This window comes from Bacillus sp. FSL K6-4563 (genome assembly GCF_038630405.1).
GTDB classification, from domain to species: Bacteria; Bacillota; Bacilli; order Bacillales; family Bacillaceae; genus Bacillus; species Bacillus pumilus.
The window spans coordinates 2700383-2715859 of the sequence record NZ_CP152030.1; the positions used below are offsets into that span (position 1 = coordinate 2700383).

Genomic DNA, 15477 nt, shown 5'->3' on the forward strand with positions numbered 1-15477 from the left:
TGGTGTGAAAAACGTATCAAGTGTATTTTGGATTGTGATTGCGATCACATTTGTTGCCGTCATATGGGGAGCTTTTTCTCCAGAAACACTGCAAAATGTCACAGATCAAATTCAAACATACATTACAAATGACTTTGGCTGGTATTACTTGTTAGTGGTGTCACTACTCGTCGGCTTTTGTCTATTCTTTATTTTTAGCCCGATCGGTAAGATTACGCTAGGAAAACCTGGGGAAGAGCCTGAATTCGGCTTATTTTCTTGGTTTGCGATGCTATTTAGTGCCGGTATGGGAATTGGTCTTGTTTTTTACGGAGCAGCTGAACCGATCAGCCACTATGCCATCCAGTCACCAACGGGTGATACTGAAACGGCGCAGGCATTCCGAGATTCCCTTCGATATACTTTTTTCCATTGGGGGCTTCATGCATGGGCTATTTATGCCATTGTTGCACTTTGTATTGCTTACTTTAAATTTAGAAAAGATGCACCTGGCTTAATCAGTGCAACGTTGCAGCCGGTTTTAGGAAATAAAACGAATGGATGGATCGGAAAAACCATCGATTGTATTGCGGTATTTGCAACTGTAGTTGGTGTTGCGACAAGCCTAGGATTAGGCGCGGCACAAATAAACGGTGGATTGAATTACCTGTTTCACATTCCGAATGCTTTTAGCACACAATTGATCATTATCATGATTGTGACGGTGCTTTTCCTTGCATCTGCTCTAAGCGGGATTGGAAAAGGCATTAAATATTTAAGTAATATCAACATGGTATTAGCAGCTGTTCTGATGTTTTTCTTACTTTTGGTAGGTCCAACTGTTTTTATCTTAAATTCATTTACTGACTCAATTGGGCAATACTTATCCAACATCGTTCAAATGAGCTTCCGTCTATCTCCAAATGATCCTGAGAAGAGAGAATGGATTAATGGATGGACAATCTTTTATTGGGCATGGTGGATTTCTTGGGCACCATTTGTCGGAATCTTTATCGCAAGGGTGTCACGCGGACGAACGATTCGAGAATTTTTAGTAGGTGTCTTAGTGGCTCCTTCTATCCTAGTATTTCTATGGTTCTCGATTTTCGGTGTATCTGCGATGGATTTACAGCAAAAGAATATTGTCGATGTTGCGGGTCTATCAACAGAAACAATGCTCTTCGGTGTACTAAATGAATATCCGCTGGCGATGATCACATCGATTCTAGCACTTATTTTAATCGCTATATTCTTTATTACATCGGCTGATTCAGCTACATTTGTGCTTGGAATGCAGACAACCTATGGATCATTGAACCCTTCTGGCAGTGTCAAAGTTAGCTGGGGCATCATCCAATCTTCTGTTGCTGCCGTACTTTTATTTTCAGGGGGACTTGAAGCCCTGCAAAATACAGCCAAGCTCGCAGCCTTGCCGTTCTCCGTTGTCATTATTTTGATGATTGTCTCACTGTACAAGTCATTGAATGATGAACGAAGAGCCATCAAGCAAGCCAATAAAGTCAGTAAACCACGAAGTCCAAGAGTAAAAAAAGCATAATCTCAAGCGAAAAAGCCGTTCCTCATAAGAACGGCTTTCAGATTGTTGACAAAGGGCTAAAATGATGTTTATTTTAGCCCTTTGTCTTCTTTTCAGCGTGATAGAAAACCTTTGCAGTCTAGGAAGGACGAGCACCGGAACGGAGCGAATTTAACATTCGTGAGTACCGACGCGCAGGACTGACACCGAATGCGAGGGTTTGTCTACACGCTGAAAGCCGTTCCTCATAAGAACGGCTTTTTTCTATATAGACAATTTAAGATTGTTGCAAGCAGGAGGATTCCTGTAAAATAATAATGAAATCATTTCTACAATGGAGGTTTATATGACGCTGCCTACATTCAAGTACAACCCAGATCCAGTTTCGTTAAACGTGATCAAAAAAGAGCCTACGCCATGTCCTGTTTGTGAAAAAGATAGAGAATATGTGTATCATGGTCCATTTTATTCTGTTGAAGATGTGAAAGGAATTTGCCCTTGGTGCATTAAAGATGGTTCAGCCGCTAAAAAATACGATGGCACCTTTCAAGACGATGCAAGCTGTGATGACGTTGAGCAAGAGGAATATATAGATGAACTGATCTTTAGAACGCCAGGTTATCGCGGCTGGCAGCAGGAATATTGGTTAAGCCATTGCGGAGATTTTTGCGCGATCGTCCAGTATGTCGGTTGGAAAGAGATAGAACATTTAGAGGAAGAGCTCACAGAAGATATCGAAGACATTTGCAGCGGCGGAGGATTAACGAAAGAAAACCTAAAACAATGGCTCGTCAACGGCGGAGATCTGCAAGGCTATCTCTTTCAATGTGTTCACTGCAACAAGCATCGTTTATATATTGACGCTAGTTAAACAAAGTAAAAGGACCCTTCAAATAGGTCCTATTTTTTATATAAAATGAGGGCAGAAAAACAGTAGAGCTGTTCTCCTCCTTGCTCACAGATCACTGCTACATTGTACTTGATGTCAATGATTTGGTCGTCATCCATTCCTTTTAAAAAAAGATTGATTTCGCTCTGCAAATCTTTTTCGTGCTCTTCATCAAAGACAGCTACCTTTAGCACATATGCCACTCTCCCTTCTCTCGCTACTCTATCTTTATGCACATGAGGGCGGGCATATGAACAAAAAAAGCCTTTCATCTATGAGATGAAAGGACTTCTGTTTACAGCTTCGGTTTTGTTTCTCCTGTCCAAGCAAGCATTCCGCCAACGACATTGGTCGCTTGATAGCCTTGGTCTTCTAGGAAATAGCAGACATTTTCACTACGTTTACCAGAGCGGCAAATAATATAATACTCCTGCGTTTGATCGAATGCATCCAGTTTCTCGGGGATATCTCCCATTCGGATGTGGACAGCTTCTGGAATCATTCCTTCTGCTACTTCCTCGTCCTCACGCACATCAACAAGCTGAATGGCTTCTTCTTGCTCTAGCTTTTGTTTTAATTCTTCTATTGAGATTTCTTTTACTGACACGACGCTCATCTCTCCTTTTAATCACAGTGACACCATTATAGCAAATGAACCCCATTACTGTGTATTCACCCGCTTCGATTGCAGGAAAGACGGCAGGCGTTTCTTTACTTCGGCTGTCTGCTGCTCACTTTCAAACTCTACTTTTTTGAATACTTGATAGGCGAGCCACATATGACCATAGGCGAGTATACTCACACTAAAGAACGGCACGATTCCCGGCAAATAAGCAAAGAGAACAAACAGCAGAGCCGAGAAAACGAGCATACAGAGTGTATATTGCAAATATGAGATACCAAGCAAAAGAGAGAATTTCAGATAGAGACGTTTTTTCCAATCATAATGAGCCAGCAGCGGAAAAATATAAAACAAGCTCACAACAAAGAGAAATCCAAAGATATAAATGGCAAAACGAAGCACATGCAAAAACCAGCTCGTTGGATAAATATACGCAAGGTCTACATATATAATCGTTCCTATGATCAATAGCGCCAATCCAATCAAGTTAGAGCGTACAAACTCCTCACGGTACACCTTCCAAAAAGTCCGGAAAACGCTCACTTGCTCATGCCCTTGTATCCACTTTCTCATCACCGAAAATAACGCAGTGGTCGCAGGCATCAATCCAAAGATCCCAAGTCCCAGCATGGTGAACAGCAACCATAGCAAATTTGTATAGGCGAGTCGCATCACCCACTCACACATTCGAAGCATTCTGCTCATTGAACCATCATGATCCATCTCTTTCCCCTCCTCTCTTTTTTTATGACACCGTCTCTTTATGAAGCAACTCTTCTATGTCAATTGGGCGCTTCTCTGCAACAGACCGCCACATGCCTTCCCCAAGTGCAATTGAATAAGCACCAGCCTCTGCCCCTGCTGATATGTCATAGTGAATTAAAGGATCTTTCCCGATAAATAAATCGGCCAAAAGCAGAGGATCTCCGCCGCCATGTCCTCCTGGCTGCTTCACAACTTCAATCGTCTCTTTTGCTCCAAACATCGGATAATAAGAAATCGTCTGTTCTGGGAATTGAAAAGGAATTCTTGATGGCACATGAAACTCATTTGTTTCAATACGCCCCTTCGTCCCATTTATAGCAAGCCGGTATCCTTCGTAGGGTGCTGAGAATTGAATCGAATAGCTGAAGAGAGCCCCTTGGTCATATACCACTGATGCCACATATGTATCCTCAATGTCAATTTCCTCATCAAAAATACAGGCGTCTGGGCGATAATTGGTGTATTGCTGCGTTTGCTCCTGACCGGATTCGATATGATCGTCCTCGACATTTGAGCGTACTACCCTCGGATTCCACCTTGCTTCATAATGACATGTATCCTTCACATGACATGTTCCGCAATACCTGTTTTCTTCCCCCTGCAAAGGATTCCAAGGACTTTTATCTCCGTAATAGTTCAGCGCCCCGTAGGCAAATACTTGCTTCGGCTTTTGATTGATCCACCAATTGACCAAATCAAAATGATGCGTCGATTTATGAATGGATAGTCCGCCAGAGAATTGCCGCGTGCGGTTCCACCTTTTGAAATAACTAGCGCCATGATACGTATCAATGAGCCAGCTCAGTTCAACAGATGTGACCCTACCAATCTTTCCTTCTAAAATGAGTTCTTTGATCTTTCGATGAAATGGATTGTAGCGATAATTGAAAGTGACTGTGACCTTTCCTTTACTTTCCTTTTCTTTTTCCATTACTTTTTTGGCGTCTTTTGCTGTTGTGACCAATGGCTTTTCAGTGATGACATCGAGATCATGGTCAAGTGCTTGCAAAATATAGGTGACATGTGTGTCATCCCTGCCTGCCACAATGACGATATCTGGCTTTGCTTCCTTCACCATTTGGTCAAATGCCTCTTCATGAAAAAACGAGACGCCCCGCAGTGATGGAAAACGCTCCTGACAAAGGGTATACCGATGATGATCTATATCTAAAAGCCCTGTAATCCTGTAATGCTCATTGAAATCCTCTGTGAGCGGTTTAATAAACATATTGAACGCACGATGACTGAGTCCGCAAACCACGACCCGTTTCACAGGCCCCACCCCTTTTTCTATCGATTTTCACGAAGCTGTTTCATGAGAGACAGCGCCTCTTTAGACTTGTCTGCATACACGGGAATAAAAGCGACCATATCTCGATGTAATCGAAAGGTATAGCCGTTTAGCTTTTTCGTGCCTTTACTAACTTGAACCGCATAATCGACCGTTTTACCTGTCCTTTGATCCTCGATCGTATATGGCCCTGCCGCTTGATCATCAATACCCATCTCTTCAAGCAGCTGAAAGCTTTCAGGATCATCATATGTTCGAAACATTTCTTCAGGGACAAGCATGATGTCCCCCTCTTTGGCGGTAATTTCAACAAGAAGCTTTTCAGGAATCGCCGGGCAGATGTGGACGCTATACGTTTCTTGTTCCGTTTGAAAAGCCTTCTCGACTAATTGATCCTTCATCCCCTTTGACATGTCAGAAAAAATCAGAACATCGATACCGTTTGTTTTCCCATGACAGGCTGACAAACAAAAGGCAGCGATAAAGCTGAGGAGCCATGCTGTAGCCCTTTTTTGCCTCTTCATGCCTTTTGAAAAACAGGCAGCTTCTCTAGCTCAGTTAACGCCATAATAAAAGCGCCTGCCCCGTGCAAATCATTTGTGCTTCTTTCTCTACCGACGTAGTAATCATAAAATCCAGCGGATGTTCCGATACATATATCATTGATGGTAAGATCACCGTTTTCTGTCACAGCCGTCTTATGCTGAATTAAGCCTTGGTAAGCTTTCACCACATGATCTGTGTAGCGGGGGCTGACATACCCTTCGTTCATGGCTTTTGCCATGGCGTACATGAATAAACACGATCCAGAGCTTTCAAGCCAATTGTCGCTATGAGTACCTTTATCAATGATTTGATGCCAGAGACCTGTGTCTTGATCCTGGTACCTAGCTACACTCTCCAGCATGTCTGTCAGCGTTTCCTTCCACATCTTTCGCCCTTCATGCTGCTCTGGCAGATCCTCGATCATATCTGCTAATGCAAGGACATACCAGCCAAATGACCTTGCCCAAAACTCGGGAGAACAGCCTGTCTTTTGATCAGCCCATGGCATCACTTTTCGTTCGTCCCACGCGTGATAATACAGACCTGTTTTTTCATCTTTTGTATGCTTTCTCATGAGATGCTCTTGCTGGATCACCATATCCACCAGTTCCTCTTCATCTTTCAGCTTTGCATACTTTAAGGCAAAAGGTCCGCCCATGTAGAGACCATCCAGCCACATTTGATAAGCATAATTGTCTTTATGCCAAAATCCGCCCTCAGATGTGCGATTCAATGTGCGATAAAGCCCGCGGAGCTTCTCCGCTGCCAGCACATACCGCTTCTCTCCTGTTCGTTCATAAAGAGGGAATAAAATGAGCCCAGCTTGGATCGCATCAAGCTCATCTCTTCGAAATAACAGGTTTCCATACTCATCAATGAGCGAATCTGCGTAGCTTTTCACATAATTGAAATACGTCTCGTTCCCCGTTGACTCATATAGCTTCATCACACCGCAAAGAAAAACGCCTTGATGATAATGCCATCTTCCAGCTGGAGGTAGCTCGATTGGTGTATGCGCTTTCATAATTGTTTGTGCTAATTTCTCTGCATGCTCAAGTGGTGATCCCTTTTTAGTCGATAATGTCATTCTTTTTCATCTCCCTTTTTAGTAAATACCTTCTTCCCCAAATTTCTTCGCTAAACGGTTCGCCAGCATAACCAAAATGAGTCCAACGGCTGCTTTAAATAGACCAACAGCGGTACTATAGCTGAATTGCCCTTGCTTAAGACCAGCTGTATAAACGTACGTATCAAAGATTTCTGCTACTTCCCGGTTCGTTGCATTGAGTAATAAATAGACATGCTCAAAGCCAAGCTCTAATGTGTCACCTATTTTCAAAATAAGCAGAACGACAATCACACTTTTAATGGCAGGAAGCGTAATGTGCCACATTTGTCTCAGTCTGCCGGCTCCATCCATTTTCGCTGCTTCATATAGCTGCGGATCTACCGCTGTAATCGCCGCAAGGTAAATGATCGTCGACCAGCCTGCTTCCCGCCAAATCACTTGTAAAATGTACATCGGTCTAAACCATTCCTGACTAAGAAGGAAGTTAATCTTTTCCCCTCCAAAGAAAGCAATCAATTCATTGATTAACCCACCATCTACTGTTAACAAAACAAAGGATAAGGACACGACAATCACCCATGACATGAAGTGAGGAATGTATATCATCGTCTGCACAAATTTCTTAAACAATGCCAATCTGACCTCGTTTAAAAGCAGGGCCAATAAGATCGGAATTGGAAAGAAAATCACGACATTCATGGCAAATAAAATCAGTGTATTTTTTAATAAGATGAAAAATGTTGGTTCTGTAAACAATCGAATAAAGTGTTTGAAGCCAACCCACTCACTGCCAAGAATACCGAGAAACGGCTGGTAATCTTGAAAGGCAATGATCAGCCCCCACATCGGCACATATTTAAAGACAAGAAAATAAATGAGCCCTGGCAAAATCATGACATACAAAAACTTTTGACTAAGCATTTGATTAAGTAAGCGCTTTCTTCTTTCTTTTTTCAAAGCTGCCGCAGGCACACCCTTGGCAGTGACATCCTCTGTTTTCATAGATAAAGCCTCCCCTCATGCTGGTGCATGTGTTAACTGTATCTTAAGGATGAAAAATCCGTCTACAATCATATCATCAGATCATATTTGCTTAGGGGAAGCTACTCAAAACGTTACATAAAACATGAGAAAATGATCCTAATCTCAGAAAATGATTATTGACAAACCTACCAAATTTTTGGATTAATAAATAAAGAGGAAAAGATTGTTCCGTTTGAAATGGGGGGTTTTATGAAAAGAAGGCAATATAAATTTTATTACAAGCTCGTCACGTTTTTTTTCATGCTTAGTACGATTCCTGTCATCATTGTCGGTATTTTTTCTTATCAGCATTCACAAAAAACAGCACTCGAAAATATCTCAAATGAAAAGCTGGACAGCGTTAAACAAACGCAATCCAATATTGAGCATATTTTAAAGACAGTTGATCACTCTCTCACTCACTATGTCAGTTCGCCGCCTCTCCTTCAAACACTGGCAGAACCTTTAAATCCAGACCAATTCCAGCTTTATAATCAAGTACAGCAGGAACTGAACTACCTGCAAACCTTTGACACCGATCTTTCCAATATTACGCTCGTCAGTAAAATGGAAGACTGGTACATGAACAATTCGGGGCTTTATCATGTCACAAGCGGGGACCAAGAGAAAGCGCTCACCTCTTACCTCAATATTCCGAGTCATTCCAGCTGGGCACTTGAAGAGAATAATCCACTTGTTGCGACAAAGGAAGGTAAGGCCTCCTTTTGCAAATACAATGTGAACTTAATCAAACAACTCCCTATGAACAGTGTCCAGAAAAAAGGGATCGCTGTCGCCAGCATTCCGAGCTGCACGATTGCTGACAATATGCCTGACTTCTCTCAATCTGACAGTATGTTTGTCATTGATACTAACGGAAAAGTGCTGTTACATAACCGCAAAGAACAAATTGGTGAATCCTTGAAAAATCAAGAGTTCGTCAAGCATGTCCTATCGCGTGAAAAACGATCAGGTCAATTTAACATGAAGATCGAGGAACTAAACTATCAAATTACGTTTCAAAAATCAGACTATAACGAATGGACGTACCTATCCTTTGTTTCCATACCAGAACTCAAGGCACAAACGAAATCAATTGGGTGGATCACCTTTATTATCTGCTTTATTTTGTTAGCGCTTTCATTGCTATTTTCATGGTTTGGGTCCAGACATTTTTATAAACCAATCCGCTTGTTATACGAGTCCTTTGCACGCAATGAATCCTTTTTGCAAAAGCAGCCTTTTCAAAATGAATTTGAGTTGATTGAGTCGAGTATTAAACAAATGAAGGATCAAAACAATGATTTAGAGGAACGTATTGAGCAGCAAGTCACGCACCTCCAGCAATACTTTATGGTGCGGCTATTGCTCGGAAAGCTGACAGAAGAAGAAATTAACAACCGGTTCCAAAGTTTAGGATTCCCTCAGGGCTGGTCTCACTTATCCATGCTTGTGACCCAAATCGATACGCTAAAAGGGACACCTTATGAAAAAAAGGATGCTGACTTACTTTTATTTGCGATCAATGGACTAATTGAGCAGATTATTCCGCAAGAGGAGCACCTTCAGCCAACAGTTGTCAATCAGCATCAAACGACGATTATCCTAAATCACTCAAAGTCAGATGAAGAGTTTACTGAATATTTAAACCAATTAGCGGAAACGACTCAGCTACGTATCGAGGAAGAGCTTGGTTTATCGATCAGCATCGGAATCAGCCGTCAGTTTCAGGAGCTCACGATGGCAAAACAGGCTTACATTGAAGGAAAAGAGGCCTTAAAATACAGACTCAAAGCAGAGAAAAAGTCCATTATCTTATATGAACATATCCAGCAAGGAAAAACGTTTAAAACTCATTTTCCAAAGCAGCTTCAACATGATTTATTTGATGCGATGAAAGCAGGTGACCAAGGCAAGGCAGATCACTATTTACATGTGCTTCTGCAATCCATTTTCTCTAAAAATGCAGGACCGCACGAGTACCATATCGCCCTCGCCCGTTTTTTAAACAATTTGATTGAGTTGATGCATTTGCTTGGCATTGAATTATTTGAGGTCGAAGACAATAAAATGCTGTATGATACGATTTTTGAATTTAAAACGTTTGAAGATACCGAAGCATGGCTGAAACATGAGATCATTCGGCCGATAATTGACCAGCTAGGTGCACGCGAGGAATCACAATACAAAAACATCTCAGAAAAGATCATCCATATCATTCATCAAGAATTCGACTCAGATCTCACATTGGATGAAATCGCCACACGCCTGCATTACAACCCAAATTATTTAAGCAGTATCTTTAGAAAGGAAATGGATATCTCCTTTAGTGAATATCTCTCATCCTACAGACACCATGTCGCCAAAAACTGGCTCGTGGAGACCGATATGTCCGTCAAAGAAATTTCGGAAAAACTGAAATATAAAAACCCGCAAAACTTCATCCGTTCCTTCAAAAAACTAGAAGGCACGACCCCTGGCAAATACCGCGACCAGAAAAAAGGCATATAAGACAAAAAGTCCCGCTCTCATAGGAGGAAGCGGGACTTTTTTATTTAAATTGTTCATTTAAAATGCTGTCTTCTAGCACTGAAAGCGGCTCTCCGTACACACGTTCAATATGAGCTGCTCCCCAATCACATAGCGCATTCAGAATTCTTTCGAGCGACTGACCGTATTCACTTAATTCATATTCCACTTTAGGCGGTACTTGCTCATACACAATCCGGTTAATCACCCCATCACTTTCAAGCTCTCTCAGCTGCTGCGTGAGCATTTTTTGTGTGATGTTTGGCATGAGTCTCTTCAATTCACTTGTGCGTTTTTTTCCATGTGTTAAATGACATAAAATCACACACTTCCACTTCCCGCCAATGACCTCAAGGGTCGCTTCCACGGAGATATTATATTTTTTCTTTTCCATTAAATCCTCACTCCTCATTATACGAACAGGCACTTTTTAGTACCTATATTACAAAAAAGTACGTACTTTTTTTTTCGTCATCCATGTTAGATAATAACTCTTGCCGATCGGCTTCGTCTATCAAAATGTCATCTCAGAAGGATGTGAACTGATTCATGAAGAAAAAACAAAACCAATTTGCCCTTCTCGCACTAGCTATTAGTGCTTTTGCTATAGGAACCACTGAGTTTATTAGTGTCGGTCTTTTGCCGATGATTTCAGAGGACTTTGGAGTGAGCGTCAGCCAGGCGGGCTGGACCGTCTCTTTATATGCACTTGGTGTGACATTCGGCGCCCCTATTTTGACTTCTCTGACTTCAGCGATGAAAAGAAAAACATTGCTTTTGCTCATTATGCTCGTCTTTTTGATTGGAAATACACTCGCCACGATGGCTCCGACCTTTTCAGTACTATTAATCGGACGGGTCATTTCAGCCTTATCCCATGGAATCTTTATGTCCATCGGCACTACGATCGCTGCAAGCCTTGTAGTGAAAGAAAAACGGGCAAGCGCAATTGCCTTTATGTTCACTGGTTTAACAGTAGCGACTGTGACGGGCGTGCCTTTTGGGACATTTCTTGGTCATGAGCTCGGCTGGCGGACATCATTTGGTGTGATTGTCATTATTGGTCTGATCGCACTAATATCTAACTATTTTCTTGTTCCATCTCAATTAAAGCAAGGCGTGAAAACATCATTTAAGGATCAAGCTGTTTTATTAAAAACAAAAAGAATCTTGCTTCTATTTGTCATTACAGCAACAGGATACGGAGGAACCTTTGTCGTCTTTACGTATTTATCCCCTCTCTTACAGCATGTGACAGGTCTTGCGCCTGGGGCGGTGGCATTGATCCTGCTTTTATACGGGATCACGATCGCAGCTGGAAATGTCATTGGCGGAAAGGCTGCAAATGAGAAGCCAATGAAAGCACTCATTTACATGTTTATCATCCAAAGCATCATTTTGTTTATCCTTAGCTTGGCTGCTGGGTTTACGGTGCTAGGCATCGCAACCGTCATGCTGATGGGACTGTTTGCTTTCATGAATGTCCCAGGGCTTCAAGTAGCTGTCGTTGATTTTGCAGAAAGATACACACCAGGAGCAGTCGACGTCGCTTCCGCTATGAATATCGCTGCCTTTAATGCTGGTATCGCCATCGGCTCATTTTTAGGCGGCATCGTGACAGATACTCTTGGGCTTGTGCATACAGGCTGGGTCGGCGGTATCATGGTCCTCATCGCTGCGATTCTCACGATGATTAGTTTTCGAATCGAACAACAAGAACAAAATCAAACCATCTAAGGAGTGTTCAATATGAATCATTTACAAAGTACAAAAACATTAAACAATGGAGTCCACATGCCAGGATTTGGTCTCGGTGTATTCAAGGTGGAAGATGGTGCAGAATTAATAGACGCCGTCAAAACAGCCATTCAAATAGGCTATCGCAGTATTGATACAGCGGCTATTTATGGCAATGAGGAAGGGGTTGGACGAGGCATACAACTTGGTCTTGCAGAAACAGGACTGCGCCGCGAAGACCTCTTTGTGACATCAAAAGTGTGGAATGCCGATTTAGGATATGAATCCACTTTACAAGCATATGAGGAAAGCTTGAAAAAACTTCAGCTTGACTATTTGGATCTATATTTAATCCATTGGCCGGTTGAGGGCAAATATAAAGACGCTTGGCGTGCGCTTGAAACCTTGTATCGTGAAGGAAAGGTGAGAGCAATCGGTGTGAGCAACTTCCAGCCGCATCATCTAGACGAACTATTAAAAGATGCAGACATCATACCAGCTATCAATCAAGTCGAGTTTCACCCAAAACTAACGCAGGAAGCACTCTATACGTATTTGAACACACATGGCATTCAAATGGAAGCTTGGTCACCGCTCATGCAGGGGGAACTGCTTCATCATCCGGTGATCAAAGAACTCTCGGACACATACGGCAAAACACCTGCTCAAATTATTTTGCGCTGGGATGTGCAAAAAGGCGTCATCACCATTCCAAAATCAACGAAAGCGCATCGTTTAAAAGAAAATGCAGACATATTTGATTTTGTCTTATCTGATGAGGATATGAAACGTCTTTCTGACTTAAATGAAAACAAACGGATCGGTCCAGACCCAGACAACTTTGACTTTTAATAGAAACACCCCCGCTCTTTAACTGTGAGGGGGTGTTGATGTTGATTATTTTGATTTTTTAAAGGAAGCTTCATATTCTTCTATGATTTTATTGCCACCATTTGATTTCCACTTCTCTACATCTTTCTTAAATTGATCTTCACTGATGTCTCCAAGAATGAACTTATAGGTCGCATCATCGATGATTTTTTTCAATTCATTTCCTCGTTCTGAGGCTGTTTCTGAATACAGGCTTTCAGCAGGGTTGGCCACGATGATCTTTTGATTGTCTTCTTCCAGTTCTTCATATTTTGTACGAACCGCATCCCCTTTATTTTTCAAGTAGCGTTTATCAATGCCTACTAGACTGACAAGCGGCTGTACATCTGTCTGCCAGCTTTTCACTTGGCTTTCTTCCCTGACAAATGTATTCCCTTCTTCTTTCTTATAATGCTCACCATCTATACCGTACGTCATGAGACCATAGACATCTTCTTCTGCAATGCGATCAAAGAAGGCCAAAATTCGCTTTAATTCTGCCTCTGATTTCACGCTTGTTTTAGGGAATGCGAAGATGCCATTATGACCACCTGATGCCCACACCCGTTCTTTGCCATCTGGGCCTTTGATTCGGTTCAAGATATCGACTTTCATGTTTTTATCTGTCGCGTCATCTCTCAAGTTCACAGCATCAACCATATTTCCAACATAGATTCCTGCTTTTCCTTGTGAGAATAATTCCTGCTGCTGTGTTTTGCTTGTCACAGGGAAGTCTTTGTTGATATAGCCATTATCACGCAGTTTCTTCATATATTTCATCGTATTCATGTACTCATCTGTCATAAAGTCTGGTGTGAATTTGCCGTTTTCTTCTTTCCAGTCTGTTGGCATTCCCTCATATGAACCAAGTGTTTTAAATGCCCCATAAATCAAATCGTTCCGATCCGTAAAGCCAATTGTATCCGCTTTTCCGTTTTGATTCGGATCTTTTTCAGTAAAGGCTTTCGCTACCTCATAAAGATCATCCAACGTTTTTGGTGTATCCAAATTTAAATTTTCAAGCCAATCCTTTCGAATGACAATTCCTTGTCTTGAAAGTGGTCTCTCTCTATAAATACCATAAAGCTTACCGTCTATAGAGGCGTTTTTATTGATCAGTTCGTTCATCTTACTTAAATTTGGATAATCCTTCAAATACGGACCGACTTCCCAGAACATACCTGATCTGAATGCATTAATAGCAGATGAATTCTTAATGTCTTGAATCGTCACAATCTGCGGCAGATTCCCAGCTGCAAGGGCAGAATTTAACCGGTCTTCCTTCACAGCATCAGGCACCCACGTAATATCAAGTTCTGTATTTGTAAGCTTCTCAATCTCTTTTAAAACCGAATCTTTCGGCGGCTGCTGATGATACAAAATGGCCATCCATGTCAGCTTCACTTTTTTGTCTAAATCAACCTTTTCATCCGATGAACTTCCTTTGCTTGAACATGCGGATAAAATACCGCTTGCTGCAAATAACAGAACAAACGCAATCAGCCATAATTTCTTTCTCCCCATAAGATCCCTCCGTTGTTCCTTCTTTTTAACCTTTTACAGAACCTAGTAATGCCCCTTTGTTGAAATGCTTTTGAATAAATGGATAGACAAGCAGAACGGGAATGGTGGCTACCACAATGACAGCCATTTTAATCGTTTGGTCTGGCGGTGGTGTGGATGATCCCATATCCGACATATCTCCCTGCATTCCGCTCGAAACAATGACAATCTGCCTTAGAAGTACCTGAATCGGCCATTTCACTGAATCATTTAAATACAGGATGGCGGTCATGTACGTATTCCAATACGTCACGGCATAAAAAAGTGAAATGGTCGCAATAGCTGGCAAAGAAAGTGGCAGCACAATTTTAAAGAAAATCCCTAAATCGTTACAGCCATCCATCTTCGCTGATTCCTCAAGGCTTGCGGGAATGTTTTGAAAGAAGTTTTTCAAGATGATCAAATTGAACGCATTGATCGCAACCGGTAGAATCAGTGACCAATAGGTATCAAGTAGACCAAGTGTTTTCACAACAATAAACGTCGGAATCATACCTCCGCTAAATAGCATCGTGAAGACAACGAGAAACATCAATGTTCTCCGGCCTTTTAGCTCCTGACGAGACAGCCCATATGCCATGAGTGAGGACAAAAACATGCTGACAGCTGTTCCAACGAGTGTCACAAGAATGGACACGATAAGGCTGCGGTACACAATATCCGTAGAGAAAATATACCGATAGGCCTCTAAAGAAAACGTGGTCGGGAACAAGATAAACTTCTTCGTGATGACCTCTTCTACTGTAGCAAAAGAGGCTGCAATGACATGGATGAACGGAAGCACACATATTAATGCGAACATGAGTAGAAAAGAGTAATTAAATAAGTTGAACAATCGGCCTTTAATAGAACGATCTATGTTCATCACGCCCTTTCTTTGTAAGCGTTATCATTTTATCCGAAAATAAGCTGCAGCCTGTGACGATATCGTGATTAAAATGTAACAAATGGGGGAAGAAAGCGTCTATAATCATCTTGACAGTCCAACTGGGTCGATCCTGTCAGTCGTGCTTTTATGCTCATGAAACAAAAGAATAAGATCATCAGCTAATGACAT

At 41.8% G+C, this 15477-nt stretch carries 15 protein-coding genes; 5 read left to right on the top strand and 10 right to left on the bottom strand.

Going from position 1 to position 15477, the window contains the following annotated elements; all coding sequences use genetic code 11:
* Positions 1 to 4: 4 nt before the first annotated feature.
* Positions 5 to 1537 (top strand): BCCT family transporter, encoded by a 1533-nt coding sequence (locus tag MHH54_RS13635; protein ID WP_003217541.1) that lies wholly within the window; start codon positions 5 to 7, stop codon positions 1535 to 1537.
* A 325-nt stretch (positions 1538 to 1862) separates the two neighbouring features.
* Positions 1863 to 2387, top strand: coding sequence for a CbrC family protein (locus MHH54_RS13640; RefSeq protein WP_342500340.1), 525 nt, complete (start codon positions 1863 to 1865; stop codon positions 2385 to 2387).
* A gap of 29 nt (positions 2388 to 2416) precedes the next feature.
* Here MHH54_RS13640 and MHH54_RS13645 read toward each other — a convergent pair whose 3' ends face one another.
* From MHH54_RS13645 to MHH54_RS13675, 7 genes are all read right to left on the bottom strand, one after another.
* On the bottom strand, positions 2417 to 2599 hold the full coding sequence (locus MHH54_RS13645; RefSeq protein ID WP_003217582.1) for a sporulation protein Cse60: 183 nt from the start codon (positions 2597 to 2599) through the stop codon (positions 2417 to 2419).
* A 101-nt stretch (positions 2600 to 2700) separates the two neighbouring features.
* The gene (locus MHH54_RS13650; RefSeq protein ID WP_003217560.1) at positions 2701 to 3012 is read right to left on the bottom strand and encodes a rhodanese-like domain-containing protein; all 312 of its coding nucleotides are present in this window, start codon (positions 3010 to 3012) and stop codon (positions 2701 to 2703) included.
* 54 nt (positions 3013 to 3066) lie between these two features.
* Positions 3067 to 3750: a YesL family protein gene (locus tag MHH54_RS13655; RefSeq protein ID WP_050943535.1), complete on the bottom strand. Its 684-nt coding sequence runs from the start codon at positions 3748 to 3750 to the stop codon at positions 3067 to 3069.
* A 22-nt stretch (positions 3751 to 3772) separates the two neighbouring features.
* Positions 3773 to 5065, bottom strand: a complete 1293-nt coding sequence (locus MHH54_RS13660; protein WP_342500341.1) for a Gfo/Idh/MocA family oxidoreductase — start codon at positions 5063 to 5065, stop codon at positions 3773 to 3775.
* Positions 5066 to 5082: 17 nt separating this feature from the next.
* The gene (locus MHH54_RS13665; RefSeq protein ID WP_106035211.1) at positions 5083 to 5607 is read right to left on the bottom strand and encodes a lipoprotein YteS; all 525 of its coding nucleotides are present in this window, start codon (positions 5605 to 5607) and stop codon (positions 5083 to 5085) included.
* Entirely contained in the window at positions 5604 to 6716 is a 1113-nt protein-coding gene (locus MHH54_RS13670; protein WP_003217717.1) for a glycoside hydrolase family 105 protein, read from the bottom strand. Before MHH54_RS13670 ends, MHH54_RS13665 begins: the two co-directional genes overlap by 4 nt.
* An 18-nt stretch (positions 6717 to 6734) precedes the next feature.
* Positions 6735 to 7700, bottom strand: coding sequence for a sugar ABC transporter permease (locus MHH54_RS13675; protein ID WP_003217645.1), 966 nt, complete (start codon positions 7698 to 7700; stop codon positions 6735 to 6737).
* 231 nt (positions 7701 to 7931) lie between these two features.
* Between MHH54_RS13675 and MHH54_RS13680 the strand changes: the two genes are divergently transcribed.
* Positions 7932 to 10232 (top strand): helix-turn-helix domain-containing protein, encoded by a 2301-nt coding sequence (locus MHH54_RS13680; protein ID WP_095117858.1) that lies wholly within the window; start codon positions 7932 to 7934, stop codon positions 10230 to 10232.
* Positions 10233 to 10272: 40 nt separating this feature from the next.
* Here the strand turns inward: MHH54_RS13680 and MHH54_RS13685 are convergent, their stop codons facing one another.
* A complete protein-coding gene (locus MHH54_RS13685; RefSeq protein ID WP_003217763.1) occupies positions 10273 to 10644 on the bottom strand; it encodes a winged helix-turn-helix transcriptional regulator in 372 nt (123 codons plus the stop codon).
* Between the two features lie 155 nt (positions 10645 to 10799).
* On the opposite strand from MHH54_RS13685, the gene MHH54_RS13690 reads away from it, so the two are divergent.
* Complete coding sequence (locus tag MHH54_RS13690) at positions 10800 to 11987, top strand: MFS transporter (protein WP_342500342.1); 1188 nt, start codon at positions 10800 to 10802, stop codon at positions 11985 to 11987.
* A 12-nt stretch (positions 11988 to 11999) separates the two neighbouring features.
* Positions 12000 to 12839, top strand: coding sequence for an aldo/keto reductase (locus MHH54_RS13695; RefSeq protein WP_050943528.1), 840 nt, complete (start codon positions 12000 to 12002; stop codon positions 12837 to 12839).
* 45 nt (positions 12840 to 12884) lie between these two features.
* Here the strand turns inward: MHH54_RS13695 and MHH54_RS13700 are convergent, their stop codons facing one another.
* Positions 12885 to 14381, bottom strand: a complete 1497-nt coding sequence (locus MHH54_RS13700) for an extracellular solute-binding protein (RefSeq protein WP_106035207.1) — start codon at positions 14379 to 14381, stop codon at positions 12885 to 12887.
* A 25-nt stretch (positions 14382 to 14406) separates the two neighbouring features.
* Positions 14407 to 15267 (bottom strand): carbohydrate ABC transporter permease, encoded by an 861-nt coding sequence (locus MHH54_RS13705; RefSeq protein WP_087976618.1) that lies wholly within the window; start codon positions 15265 to 15267, stop codon positions 14407 to 14409.
* Between the last annotated feature and the right edge of the window lie 210 nt (positions 15268 to 15477).

What these genes read in the sequence shown, in the direction of transcription:
- MHH54_RS13640 (WP_342500340.1), top strand. Translation starts at nt 1,863, where the DNA reads ATGACGCTGCCTACATTCAAGTACAACCCAGATCCAGTTTCGTTAAAC.
- MHH54_RS13655 (WP_050943535.1), bottom strand. Translation starts at nt 3,750, where the DNA reads ATGGATCATGATGGTTCAATGAGCAGAATGCTTCGAATGTGTGAGTGG.
- MHH54_RS13665 (WP_106035211.1), bottom strand. Translation starts at nt 5,607, where the DNA reads ATGAAGAGGCAAAAAAGGGCTACAGCATGGCTCCTCAGCTTTATCGCT.
- MHH54_RS13670 (WP_003217717.1), bottom strand. Translation starts at nt 6,716, where the DNA reads ATGACATTATCGACTAAAAAGGGATCACCACTTGAGCATGCAGAGAAA.
- MHH54_RS13675 (WP_003217645.1), bottom strand. Translation starts at nt 7,700, where the DNA reads ATGAAAACAGAGGATGTCACTGCCAAGGGTGTGCCTGCGGCAGCTTTG.
- MHH54_RS13680 (WP_095117858.1), top strand. Translation starts at nt 7,932, where the DNA reads ATGAAAAGAAGGCAATATAAATTTTATTACAAGCTCGTCACGTTTTTT.
- MHH54_RS13685 (WP_003217763.1), bottom strand. Translation starts at nt 10,644, where the DNA reads ATGGAAAAGAAAAAATATAATATCTCCGTGGAAGCGACCCTTGAGGTC.
- MHH54_RS13690 (WP_342500342.1), top strand. Translation starts at nt 10,800, where the DNA reads ATGAAGAAAAAACAAAACCAATTTGCCCTTCTCGCACTAGCTATTAGT.
- MHH54_RS13695 (WP_050943528.1), top strand. Translation starts at nt 12,000, where the DNA reads ATGAATCATTTACAAAGTACAAAAACATTAAACAATGGAGTCCACATG.
- MHH54_RS13700 (WP_106035207.1), bottom strand. Translation starts at nt 14,381, where the DNA reads ATGGGGAGAAAGAAATTATGGCTGATTGCGTTTGTTCTGTTATTTGCA.